The 10779-nt window shown below is 49.1% G+C and carries 14 protein-coding genes; 4 read left to right on the plus strand and 10 right to left on the minus strand.

The features are described 5' to 3' along the window. Window positions 1-98 precede the first annotated feature (98 nt). Complete coding sequence (locus ACSZLD_RS06185; RefSeq protein WP_444684625.1) at window positions 99-881, plus strand: DnaD domain-containing protein; 783 nt, start codon at window positions 99-101, stop codon at window positions 879-881. A gap of 446 nt (window positions 882-1327) precedes the next feature. Then, entirely contained in the window at window positions 1328-1462 is a 135-nt protein-coding gene (locus ACSZLD_RS06190) for a hypothetical protein (protein ID WP_444684626.1), read from the plus strand. Window positions 1463-1589: 127 nt separating this feature from the next. Here the strand turns inward: ACSZLD_RS06190 and ACSZLD_RS06195 are convergent, their stop codons facing one another. Together ACSZLD_RS06195 and ACSZLD_RS06200 are read right to left on the minus strand one after the other, a co-directional pair. Next, a complete protein-coding gene (locus ACSZLD_RS06195) occupies window positions 1590-1877 on the minus strand; it encodes a YbyB family protein (protein ID WP_377909844.1) in 288 nt (95 codons plus the stop codon). A 54-nt stretch (window positions 1878-1931) separates the two neighbouring features. After that, on the minus strand, window positions 1932-2075 hold the full coding sequence (locus tag ACSZLD_RS06200; RefSeq protein ID WP_377909845.1) for a lmo0937 family membrane protein: 144 nt from the start codon (window positions 2073-2075) through the stop codon (window positions 1932-1934). 176 nt (window positions 2076-2251) lie between these two features. Here ACSZLD_RS06200 and ACSZLD_RS06205 point away from each other — a divergent pair, with 176 nt between their 5' ends. After that, the gene (locus tag ACSZLD_RS06205) at window positions 2252-3013 is read left to right on the plus strand and encodes a DUF6544 family protein (protein WP_444684627.1); all 762 of its coding nucleotides are present in this window, start codon (window positions 2252-2254) and stop codon (window positions 3011-3013) included. A 72-nt stretch (window positions 3014-3085) separates the two neighbouring features. Here ACSZLD_RS06205 and ACSZLD_RS06210 read toward each other — a convergent pair whose 3' ends face one another. The 8 genes from ACSZLD_RS06210 to ACSZLD_RS06245 all read right to left on the minus strand — a co-directional run bounded on the left by ACSZLD_RS06210 (window position 3086) and on the right by ACSZLD_RS06245 (window position 9347). Next, on the minus strand, window positions 3086-3361 hold the full coding sequence (locus ACSZLD_RS06210) for a hypothetical protein (protein WP_444684628.1): 276 nt from the start codon (window positions 3359-3361) through the stop codon (window positions 3086-3088). A 197-nt stretch (window positions 3362-3558) separates the two neighbouring features. Beyond that, window positions 3559-3912, minus strand: a complete 354-nt coding sequence (locus ACSZLD_RS06215; protein WP_444684629.1) for a nucleoside triphosphate pyrophosphohydrolase — start codon at window positions 3910-3912, stop codon at window positions 3559-3561. Between the two features lie 203 nt (window positions 3913-4115). Further along, on the minus strand, window positions 4116-4607 hold the full coding sequence (locus tag ACSZLD_RS06220) for a GNAT family N-acetyltransferase (protein WP_444684630.1): 492 nt from the start codon (window positions 4605-4607) through the stop codon (window positions 4116-4118). 15 nt (window positions 4608-4622) lie between these two features. Then, complete coding sequence (locus tag ACSZLD_RS06225) at window positions 4623-6116, minus strand: S41 family peptidase (RefSeq protein WP_444684631.1); 1494 nt, start codon at window positions 6114-6116, stop codon at window positions 4623-4625. Window positions 6117-6250: 134 nt separating this feature from the next. Further along, the gene (locus tag ACSZLD_RS06230; RefSeq protein ID WP_444684632.1) at window positions 6251-7018 is read right to left on the minus strand and encodes an alpha/beta fold hydrolase; all 768 of its coding nucleotides are present in this window, start codon (window positions 7016-7018) and stop codon (window positions 6251-6253) included. 198 nt (window positions 7019-7216) lie between these two features. Continuing rightward, window positions 7217-7459, minus strand: a complete 243-nt coding sequence (locus ACSZLD_RS06235; protein ID WP_377909852.1) for a hypothetical protein — start codon at window positions 7457-7459, stop codon at window positions 7217-7219. Between the two features lie 126 nt (window positions 7460-7585). After that, window positions 7586-8524, minus strand: coding sequence for a metal ABC transporter solute-binding protein, Zn/Mn family (locus tag ACSZLD_RS06240; RefSeq protein ID WP_444684633.1), 939 nt, complete (start codon window positions 8522-8524; stop codon window positions 7586-7588). A gap of 295 nt (window positions 8525-8819) precedes the next feature. Continuing rightward, the gene (locus ACSZLD_RS06245) at window positions 8820-9347 is read right to left on the minus strand and encodes an STM3941 family protein (protein WP_444684634.1); all 528 of its coding nucleotides are present in this window, start codon (window positions 9345-9347) and stop codon (window positions 8820-8822) included. 145 nt (window positions 9348-9492) lie between these two features. Between ACSZLD_RS06245 and ACSZLD_RS06250 the strand changes: the two genes are divergently transcribed. Further along, window positions 9493-10653: a metal ABC transporter solute-binding protein, Zn/Mn family gene (locus ACSZLD_RS06250; RefSeq protein ID WP_444684635.1), complete on the plus strand. Its 1161-nt coding sequence runs from the start codon at window positions 9493-9495 to the stop codon at window positions 10651-10653. The last annotated feature ends 126 nt before the right edge of the window (window positions 10654-10779 follow it).

Below are 10779 nucleotides of genomic sequence, written 5' to 3' on the forward strand. Positions count from 1 at the left end.
AATCTTTCTTTCCAAAACCATTTTTTTGCGATCGGTCCCCTCCCTTTCCATGTTTATGGTGTACCTGAAGGATGGAAAACAAATAAGGAGGAATCGAGATGAAACGAATTGTGTTGAAGGAAGAGCTTGCTGCGATCACAGGGGACTACAAGCTGGCGATGGTGCTGAATCAGATGATGTACTGGAGCCGCCGCACAAAAAACCGCGACGGCTGGGTGTATAAAAGCGGGCAGGAGCTGGCGGAGGACATGCTGATGAACGTTTCTGCTTATTCCATGCGGACGTACTTGAAGAAGCTGACGCAGCTTGGCTTGATGGAGGAGCGCCGCAATCCGGTGATGAAGTGGGATAAAACGATGCAGTACCGCGTCTGCTGGGAAACGATTCAAGCAGCTGTTCTAACTGCCGGCTACAGCTGGGAGGAGGAGCCCGTTTCGAACGAAAGAAATTCCGCTTCGAGAGAAAATAATGCCGCTGCAATACCAGAGATTCAAGCAAAGATAACAACAGAAAGACAAGAGGATCCGTTAGCTGCACTGTGTGTGGATCAGTTTGGACCGATTAAAGAATTGGAGAAGCGGCTGGCAGCTTGGCGGCCATTGTTTCACGACTTTGAAGCAGTGCTCCGGGAGGCTCTTGAAAAAGCTGCCTCCTACGGGGCACGATCTTTCTCGTATGTGGAAACCATGCTGCAGTCCTGGAATGCTGAAAAACGACCGCCATCCCGGGTCAAACCTGTCATAAAAGCGCCGGTGCCTGACTGGCTGACCAATGAGCTGCCGGTTATCCCTTCTTCTCCGGAAACGCTTGACCGGCTTCGCCAAAAGGCAGAATTGTTAAAGGAAGGTCTCGCAGCGAAAAAACGGCTTCGCAGAGCATAAAAAAGGCTCTGCCGGCAGTGGCAGAGCCGTCAGGCTGTTGAAAAAGTCTTTCAACTTCATTATTTATTCGTTTGGTTGACTTTCCCCTCTGTTAACCGAACCTGCCGTGGGCTGGCCTTCAGCTATGTCTCAGGGTGATCCCGCACGAAGGGAAAAAAGGCACGGGAGAATGGCGCGGCTTCACGCGGACTCAGGCTTCTCACGAGAAGCCTTCAAAAGCCAGTCCGGCTCCGCTCGTGCGTGGATGCCGTTCGCAGATCTGAGCGGCACGGAATCTTCAGGCTGCGCGGCTTCCACGGGCCCGCCGGACACGAAGGGAAAATGGATTTGTTTGTTGGAGAAAAACGTTCCGATCGGTAGATACGACTGTTCCATGGTACATACGTGAAAGCACTGGTAATCCTTATTCGACATCGAAGCGTTGCCTATATAAAGGTTCCACCCATATGGAACAAGCACGTGCGAATCATCACCAGGCGTTTCAACCGGACTGGCAGCTGCCAAATTGGAGGATCTCGACTCCTGGAGGATCAGAACGAGGCGAAGATCCAGCGCTTCTGACGAAAGGAAGAAGCGGTTAGCTGAGGCCGTTCCCTCCGGAAAGCGAGTGTCCGTAGATACAGGCAGGTGCAACGTTATTCACTTAAAATGACTTTATCCACACTCTGAAGGCTCTGCCAGAAGTGGCAGAGCCTTGATTGTTTCCTGTTATTTTGGATCTTCTTCTTCCTCTTCCTTCAGCTTCTCGTTGTAGTAATTGACGGAGAACTGCGCTCCCTCATCGACCATCGAGTTGTCCTGAATGTCGAGCGGATCGGAGTGTCCGACCTTTTCCCGAAGCTCGCGGTCTTCGTCTTCTTTCGTCTGGCCTTTCACTTCTGCGACCGCCCGTTTTACATAGTCCGCTGCTTTCTCACGGTTCTCGTTGTTTCGCAAGTAGTAAACGGCGGCCGCTGCTGTTGCTGTTAGTGCGGAAAAGAGTAGTTTATTTGCCATATACGTGTGCGCGCTTTGTCAGCGCTGCACCTCACCACCTTTCTTGTAGAATAGTCAGGCTCGTCTTCCAAGTATCAGGTTCACGACAGCGACGATCAGTGCGATGACGAGCAGCGTATGAATGAGTCCACCGCCGAAATCCAGACTGAAGCCAAGCAGCCATGCTAGAATAAGAATACCAATAATAGTCCAAATCAAAATGTCCACTCTCCTTCTTTGTCCATAGTTAGATTGAATTGTTGATGATTAGTTTTATTGCTGCGGTGCTATAGTACCTATTACCAAAAAGCCTATATGCAAAACATTCTTTTTATGAAAGGTGCTGAACGGGCCTGATACAGGTCCCTATTCCATCTAGGAAGGGGTTCATCCACATGAAAAGACAGTTTGAATCGGAGCGGCGGAACCTGATCAACCATTCTATACGTGAGCAGAAACGTTGGACAGAGGAAATGGCAGAGGCTCTGCCGAAAGCCGTAGCGCGTCATTTGCGAAAAGCCGGCTGGATCGGTCAGCCGGTTATCCGAGAGGCGGACGTCGTCTGGAAGGAAAGCTTTATTCGCCTTGCTCCCAGAAAACCGTGGACGAAGCTGGAAACGCTCCAGTATGTATCGGTGCGGGAGCCTGCGCGTACAGCCTATATGCGGACGAAGCGCATGCCGCTTGAAGTGCGCGATTTATTCATGGACGGAACAGGACGTATGGACGGGCGGTTCCTGAAAGTCATTCCCGTCTTCCGTACAACGGGTCCTGAACTCAGCCAAGGCGCGCTGCTTACGATTTTTGCCGAGGCTCTGCTGCTTCCGGCTCTATTCCTGCATTCCGGCATTAGGTGGCTGGAGTCGACTGCTCATGGCATCAACGCATCGCTGTCTCACGCAGGTCTTCACGTCACCGGCACGTTTTCTCATGACGAATCGGGTTTGTTCAGGCGTTTTGACAGCGAAGACCGCCCGTACAAAGAAAAAGACGGCACCTACCGGCTCCGTCCATTTACAGCGGAAGTCGAATCTTGGCAGACACAGGGGCCGCTGTTGATACCGAAAGCGATTCGCATCATGTGGCACCTTGATTCCGGAGCATACGACTATTACAAAGGAACGATCGAGGCGATTCAACATCCGGAAGATCACTGAACGCACAAAAAAGCTTCCGCTTTCTGCCCAAAGCGAAGCTTTCACTGGCTGTGTCCTGCCCCGTATTCGTCCTTATGCTTCTTCTTTGACTGGTGCGGTTCCGAGCATGTTCTCCTGCTTGGATCTGTTCAGCATCAGCTTCCGGTGAAGGTGCTGCATTTCCCGGAGCACATCCGTCATCTTTTTCTGGTAGTGACCGTGCGTATGCCGATCGGAATAAGTCTGTTTGATACGCCGTAAAAAATGAAGGCGCCTCCCTAAACTGTCCAGCTGGAGCTGCAGGGACTGTTCTTCTCTGCGCAAGCGAGAGAGTGTGTTTTGTTCTATCAGGGATAGGTTCCGTTTCACGTGCATCTTCCTCCTTCATGTTTTCCTGGTCGTTGGAGTAGAGGAGTAGAATTCAAGCCAAAAAACGCCCTCGCCAGAATTGAAAGCGCCTACAGCTTATATTCCTTAAACGGGCGTGCTTCAAACGCAAATATGGGAAAATCTATAAGGGCAAAAGGACTATTTTTGCTAACTTCTGGTAAGTATCCATTGCTTGCTTATGTCTCGTTGAGCGTCTTGCTGCCTGTATCATGAACCTGCTTAAGCAGCTTGCGCTGACTGAATCCGCCACGCTCGGTGCGCTTTTTAAGGCGGGTTTGCTCCACTTCTTCCGAGGTGCTTCCATAATATTCCGTGAGCGCGTACAGCACTTCCATCGCGTCTGCGATCTCTTCGAGTTTGTCATGCTGAGAGTCAGCCTGCTCCAGCTCCAGCGTTTCCTCGCGCAGCTTTTCGAGCAGTTTCGTTTCGTAGTCGTCCGCCTCCAGCGTAGCTGTCTCGCACGTTCTGCCATCCTGTTCAATGATGGCGGGGATCCGATCCCGGACAAGCTTGTTGTATTGTTTTATCATTCTATGGACCTCCTCGTTTATTTATACTTCCCGGGAATCCCGTAGCCTGCTTCTGACCACAACGATTATAGCAATCACCGCTGCAACTGCCAGAAAAGCAAGCAGCGGATTTTCCAGCATCCAGCCGATCATTGTCATGCAGTTGCCTCCTGTTTGAAATAATGGGGTGCTTTTCGTTCTTATAGCTTTCCGACTGTCATAATTTACGGAGCTGCTTCTGTCTGCCATATCTTTTTGACGAAACAAACACGATCCTTTCCAGAACCGTCATAGTCTGCATGAACCGGTATGCCATCGATAACGTGAGTGCCTTCTATAATAGAGAAGCTGTTTGCCTGATGAAACGCGATTGATGTTTTGTTAATTGGTGTTGTGACCGCATAGATATCGGTTCGTCCCTGTTCCATCGCTTTCTTACAAAACATCTGGTACAGCTCCCGTGCAAGCTTCTGCCTGCGGTAGGCCGGATCGATCCCGACAAAGTGAATATAAGCAGCCTGAGGATCAGCCTGTGAAAGAAAACCGACTAAAAAACCGCACGTGTTTCCGTCTGATTCTACTATAAAGCACGTTTGCTTAAAATGACGGACGAACAGTCTTGGGAGCATATCGCTCATCTGCCTTCCGCCCCACCATTCGTTGACCTGTCCGATGAGCGCGTCGTAATCTTGAAGCGTCATGTTGCGTATATGCATGTCTTATCCCCTCTCTTACGGCGTATCTGACGCGTGCACCCGGTCCACCCAGGCAGAGACGTGATCCAGCGCGTCGCTGGGAGCCATCCAAATATCAGGTTCGAGCCCGTAGCCTTCCCGACCGTAGGCATGCGGATTCCACAAAAAGAAAGCAGGCATCTGGACCGGCATATGAGAGTTCGGCAGCTGGACGGAGGAGCCGGCATCACTGATTAACGCTCCCATCGTCGGTACGCCGATAATATGCGCGTCTTCAAACGGCTGCAGGCTCATGACCATATATTCTGAAGCAGAGGCCGTTTCTTCATCCACTAAAATATACAGAGGCGTGTTAAGCTTCGGCTCTTCCGCTATCGGAACTTCTGCCTCTTCCCACTCATCATCAAACGACGTCACTTCTATTTCCGGTTCAACCGGCACCTCTGACACATCGAATCCTTGGAACATCTCCGGTTCGATATGGTCATAAAACGTAACGACTTCCATTCCCTCTTCCTCGTAGATATCGCGCATATTTGAAAGCAGAATGTGATTCGTATTGGTTTTCAAGCCAACTTCAGTAGATTCAGTTGGAGGAGATCCCGTTAAATCATGCACCCATCTTGTGACGAAAATACCCAGGCCGCCGCGATTGCCGCGCAAATCGATAATCGCAGCATCCGCCTCTTCCACCGTTTGGACTGTCTCCAGCATGTCGTCATAGGTCACACCATCGTCATCAAAGACCGTCATAGACCCGAGGCGGATAATCGGAATCTCTCCTTCCGTCATGCTTACATCTAGAATGTCCGCTGATGGTGAAGCAGTGCCCAGCGGCCGCACAGCCGTTACGTCCAGCGTTTCATCCTCAGTCTCCACCTGCCAGCTGTCATCTGCCGCAGTGGATCGTCCAATGATATGTTCGAGCTTCCCTTCTTCGCTGATATGAGGGACAATCCATTCGTCCGGATCGTCTCCGTTTATAGAAAGAATTTGAGCGTCCTCAAGAAACCATTCGTCGTTGGCCTGATTCACATAAACATCTTCTATGTAATAAAATCCTTCTTCCCGCTCAAATGGAACGCCGGAGCCAAGAAAGAGGTGCTGATCGGTGACAAATGCATACGTTTCTTTCACCCGATTCATAAAGTTGCGGGCAGAAATATCTGTTTCGGCTTCCTCAATCCAGTCAATCAGTTCGTTGTGATGTTCAAGAAATACGTCTTCACCACCGTAATACTCCATGGGGCCGTAACCGTAGCGGAAAAGCCGCATCAGTGTTACAGCATCTTCTTTCATTTCTTCCTGTGAAAGCTGATTCGAGGGCGGGGTAATCGGATTAGCCAGCTGCTGCAACTCCGATATGGACAGCTCCTCCAACCCTGTTTCTTCTAAATCAGGGACATAATTCGCCGGATCATGCTCTTCAGGAGTTTCCCCTCCGAGCTCAGCCAGCTCCTCATAGTCATCTCGCTCCCCGCTGCAGGCGGTCACGAGCAGGACCGTGCTTCCTAACAGAAGTCGCTTCATCTGATCACCTCTGACTAAAGTACGGTTGTAAGCATAGTAAGTTTCAAAAAAATGATCGACAGGCTTAGCGTTTTTTAGTGTTCATCTTTTCATGGTTCTATTTGGTTACTAAAATGGTGGGTTAAGGAGTAGCTTTATTTTATTTGCACTGCTTTACGTATGGAGGAGGGTTTTGACACGTCTTCTCTATTTGCATCCTGTAAGCTTTCTGCTATCCATGCTTCTAAAATGGTATTAAATAAATCAGGTGCTCGTAATGAAAAACCATGACCTACGTCAGCTATCATTATCCCTTTGCTGTTCTCATTGCGATGAACCATTTCTTGCAAACTTGCCTTCATGATCGGTCTTTCTTTTTCACCGACAGTAATGAGAAGGGATCCTTGAAAGGAACGAAATGATTCCGGCAGACGAAAGGACATGTTCTCTTCCATCACGTCAGCAAAAGCTGGCTTCGTCATCTGGCGGCTTTCCTGATAATACTGCTCATGCTGATCCTCCGGAAGGTACATGTGTGTCGCCTGCACCTTCGAAAAAGCTTTCCATTTCACTAATGGCAGAGCGTGCTTCATCAGCTGAGTGAGACAGCCTGCGAAAGGGACCGGTTTAACTAATGCACTATTGATCATCGCTGCATCAATCAGGGAAGGCTTCTTTTCAAGCATGGAAATGACCACCTGTGCTCCTAACGAGAAGCCCACTACCACGACCTTCTTCTCTCTCCCTTTCCTCTTTATTAACTTCAGGCATTCATCGGCTGCCTCATCGATCGAAAAAAACGTGTACTGCTTACTTTTTCCATGCTGAGGAAGATCCGGTACAAGACAATGATAGCTATCCGCAAATTTTTCCAGCTGGGGTCTCCACATCCATCCGCTTACTCCGCCACCATGTAAAAACATAAGAAGGACTTCATGGTCTTCTCCACATTCTGTATAATGCACATCATTCACCCACTTCTCGCAATTCGGCCTTATGATACCATCATACATGATTTTCCAGTTAACGTCTTTCTTCCCACTAGGGTAACCGATCGAGCGTTATCGAATAAAAAAAGGCCGCAGTCCCAAAGACTGCAGCAACGCTATGTATGAATGATGTTATGCCTGCCACTGCTGATAGTAGCCGCGGCCGTCAAACCGTTTAATGACCTCTTCGGTCCGCGGAGGATTTCCTTCTTTCCACTTAGCCGTGACCGAATAGCTCTCGTCCAGGCTGGAGATCGTGACGTGCTTTTTTGTTAGATCCATCTGAGCTGCTGCGAAGGCTTTCACTTCGTCCAGCACCGCATCACTGATAATCTGCGTTGTGCCTGTCCCGTAGTTAATTTTCCACGTTTGCATGTGCTCCCTATCGCCCCTTTTACCATGCTGATTTTTGTTGCTACGTCATAAATACCCGCTCATGACAGGCTTAAAACCATTTTTAAAGAAAAAACCGGCGGAACCTTTACTCCGCCGGTTTACCTCTTATTCACCCAGAGCGCTTCGAATCGCTTCTGTGTTGTGCTCCATCATGTCAATATACGAGCTGATGCCCGTATCGTCTGCCCCAATGCCGTCTGTGTAGAGCATCTCTTCATAGATCGGCACATCTGCATTGTCCGATACGGTTTCCATATAGTTCGGGCTTACGGTCGATTCCACAAAGACGTACGGAACCCCCCGCTCCTGCACCTCATCGACCATGCTGGAAATTTGCGAAGGCGTACCTTCTTCGTGCGAGTTCAGCTCCCAAATGCCTGCTGTATCAAAGTCATAGCGCTCGCCAAAGTACACGAGCGCATCTTCACTTATCGTCAAAAAGCGGTGCTCTTCCGGTACGACGGACAGCTCCTCTTCGATCCAGGCATCCAGCTCGCTGATTTCGTCCACGTACGCTTCAGCATTGGCTTCAAAATCCGCTTCTGCATCCGGATTTAGCTCAATTAGCTTTTCTTTAATGTTTTCTACGTAAATCTCCACGTTCTGCGGGTTGAGCCAGGCGTGAGGGTCCTCCGCGTCGGACTCTTCCAGTGCGATTCCGTTAATGCCTTCAGCCGTTTCCACCGCTTCTGTTTCAGAGGCATTGTCCATGAGCGACTGCAGCCAGGATTCCAGCCCCATGCCGTTTACGAAAAACGCTTCACTGTCCGCTACCGTCTGGAAGTTGCCGGGCGTCGGCTCGTGCTCCTCTGGTTCTTCACCGCGGGGAACGATATAGTCGACCTCGACGTGGTCCCCGCCGACCTGCTCGACAAAGTCAGCAATGACAGAAAAGCTGGCTGTTACCTGAAGCGTCTCGTCCGACGCCGCTTCAGCCTCGTTTGCATTGTTTTCATTTACCTCTTCTGCGTTCTCGTTGTTTTCTGATCCGCAGGCTGCTAGAAAAAGCACCCCTGTCGTCAATATTCCAACTTGTTTCATCATCATCAGACTCCTTTTTTCCACTGCCACATATTATGGCTTAACATAACTTATTTGTTTTTAGCTATAAAAGTTTCCCTTATGCAAATCTAGGGTCATTCTACATGATGTACTCTGTGATGTCTATAGATAATCCTGTTTTATAGGTTGATGCTGAACGTGCACACGCTGCTGCATAACGGCTAACCATCATACAACGCATATGATCAGTGCTAATAACAGAAAAAAACTTCCGCTGAAAACAGCAGAAGCAAACTCATTCGTTCTGATGAAAATTAATTGGCCATAATGACACGCTTCACGTATTACGTTTTATATGCTGAAGCCGTCTTTCAGCATCATCGAGCACGCTTTCAAGCTTTACGGCGAGCGCCGTCTGCGGAATATGGATCGATGCTTCAGCTCCGGTCAGCTCCCGATTCAATGAGAGCAGCGCAGCTTTTCGCTTCGACATTCTCTGTTCCAGGCCGCTGGTTTCGTTGAGCCGGACACCGAGAAAGCGCTGACCGCCGTATGTAAAAATGAACATCGAATCTACCTCGCTCCAGTAGACGCGGCCTGCTCCGACAGCGGATGCCTGATCCACGAAGCCTTCCGAGTCGAGGATGACGGCCGGCTTTTTGATCATCAGCCGTTTTGCCGCATAAAGGCCTGCTAAGGTGAAAAACGGAACGCCGATCCAAAAGACGAGCACTTCTGTCAAAAGCGTCAAACCAATCTCCGGGCTGAGATAGAAAAATATCCCTGCTGCCAAAAACAGCCATGCACCCAAACTTAGAAGCACGAGCTTCGTTTTTGCATGGTAAATGACCACCTCTTTTTCCATCCTGACTCACTTCCTCTCTTTTCCATTGTAGTGTAATCGTTCATTCTTTTTTACAATCGTAACGATTATGATTTACAAATCGACTTGTTTTCCGTATACTACAGGTTGAGTAAAACGGAATCGTTACGAAAGGGGTATGGAACCAATGAGAAAAACAAAACTGTCGGCCATTGTGCTTTCGGCTGTGTTCTTAGCAGCCTGCGGCAACAATGAGGCTGCGGAGAATAATACGAACAACGTCGAAGAGAATAACAACACTGCCGCGACGAATGAAGAGGAAAACGAGGCCGCCGAGAATCAGGATCCGATTACGGTGAAAACAACGCTCTTCCCGCTTGAGTATTTTGCTCAGGAAATTGGCGGTGACTACGTAGAAGTTGAAAACATCGTCCCAGCTGGAGCGGATGCACATACGTTTGAACCTTCCTCGAGTCAGATGATCGACATCGCAGAAGCGGATCTGTTCATTTATAACGGAGTCGATTTCGAAGGTTTCACAGAAAACGTGCAGGATGTCGTTGACGGTCAAAATGTCGAAATGGTCACAGCCTCTGAAGGAATCGATCTGATTTCATACAGCCACGGCATTGATGACGATCATGACCACGACCACGATGACAACGATCATGGCCATAATCACGATGATAACAACGACGATCATGATCACGACCATGAAGATAACGACCATGGACACAATGATGATGGCAATAACGATGAACATAACCATGATGATAATAATCATGACGATCATGGTCATGAGGATGACCACGATCACAGCCACGGCGATGTAGATCCGCACGTATGGCTTGATCCGAAGCGTGCTGCTGAACAGGCAGAAAACATTAAAAACGCGCTGAGCGAAGCGAATCCGGATGCCGCTGATGCGTTTGAAGAAAATTACGAGGAGCTGCTGACGCAGTTTGAAGAGCTGGATGAGCAGTTTGTCGAGCTTTCTGAGAATATGACGCAGGACATCATCGTCGTTTCCCACGCCGGCTATGGCTACTGGGAAGAAGAGTATGGGATCCGTCAGCTAGGTATTGCCGGACTCTCCCCTTCTAACGAACCGTCCATTCAGCAAATGGAAGAAACGATTGAATTTATGGAAGACAATGATATTAACTACGTGATGTTCGAGCAGAACATTCCGGAAAATATTACAGAAACCGTTCGTGAGCAGGTCGGCGCAGAATCACTGGAGCTGCATAACCTCGAATCACTGACGGAAGAGGAGGAAGCAGAAGGCGCTTCTTACTTTACGATTATGGAACAAAATCTGGAGACGCTGAATACGGCATTACGCTAAACGATGCGGGGCTGTCTAAAAAGCTCTTCTTGAAACAAAAAGCGGTGCCGGATATGTCCGGTACCGCTTTTTTTTGGAATGAAATGAGAAAAAGACAAAAAAATAGCAGAAATCCGAGCGGCCTTC

Source organism: Alkalicoccus luteus (assembly GCF_052061695.1).
In the GTDB taxonomy this organism is placed as follows: Bacteria; Bacillota; Bacilli; order Bacillales; family Salisediminibacteriaceae; genus Alkalicoccus; species Alkalicoccus luteus.

Excerpts from the sequence above, each read along its gene's own strand:
- ACSZLD_RS06185 (WP_444684625.1), top strand. The coding sequence starts at position 99 with ATGAAACGAATTGTGTTGAAGGAAGAGCTTGCTGCGATCACAGGGGAC.
- ACSZLD_RS06190 (WP_444684626.1), top strand. The coding sequence starts at position 1,328 with ATGGAACAAGCACGTGCGAATCATCACCAGGCGTTTCAACCGGACTGG.
- ACSZLD_RS06195 (WP_377909844.1), bottom strand. The coding sequence starts at position 1,877 with ATGGCAAATAAACTACTCTTTTCCGCACTAACAGCAACAGCAGCGGCC.
- ACSZLD_RS06205 (WP_444684627.1), top strand. The coding sequence starts at position 2,252 with ATGAAAAGACAGTTTGAATCGGAGCGGCGGAACCTGATCAACCATTCT.
- ACSZLD_RS06215 (WP_444684629.1), bottom strand. The coding sequence starts at position 3,912 with ATGATAAAACAATACAACAAGCTTGTCCGGGATCGGATCCCCGCCATC.
- ACSZLD_RS06220 (WP_444684630.1), bottom strand. The coding sequence starts at position 4,607 with ATGCATATACGCAACATGACGCTTCAAGATTACGACGCGCTCATCGGA.
- ACSZLD_RS06225 (WP_444684631.1), bottom strand. The coding sequence starts at position 6,116 with ATGAAGCGACTTCTGTTAGGAAGCACGGTCCTGCTCGTGACCGCCTGC.
- ACSZLD_RS06230 (WP_444684632.1), bottom strand. The coding sequence starts at position 7,018 with ATGTTTTTACATGGTGGCGGAGTAAGCGGATGGATGTGGAGACCCCAG.
- ACSZLD_RS06235 (WP_377909852.1), bottom strand. The coding sequence starts at position 7,459 with ATGCAAACGTGGAAAATTAACTACGGGACAGGCACAACGCAGATTATC.
- ACSZLD_RS06240 (WP_444684633.1), bottom strand. The coding sequence starts at position 8,524 with ATGATGAAACAAGTTGGAATATTGACGACAGGGGTGCTTTTTCTAGCA.
- ACSZLD_RS06245 (WP_444684634.1), bottom strand. The coding sequence starts at position 9,347 with ATGGAAAAAGAGGTGGTCATTTACCATGCAAAAACGAAGCTCGTGCTT.
- ACSZLD_RS06250 (WP_444684635.1), top strand. The coding sequence starts at position 9,493 with ATGAGAAAAACAAAACTGTCGGCCATTGTGCTTTCGGCTGTGTTCTTA.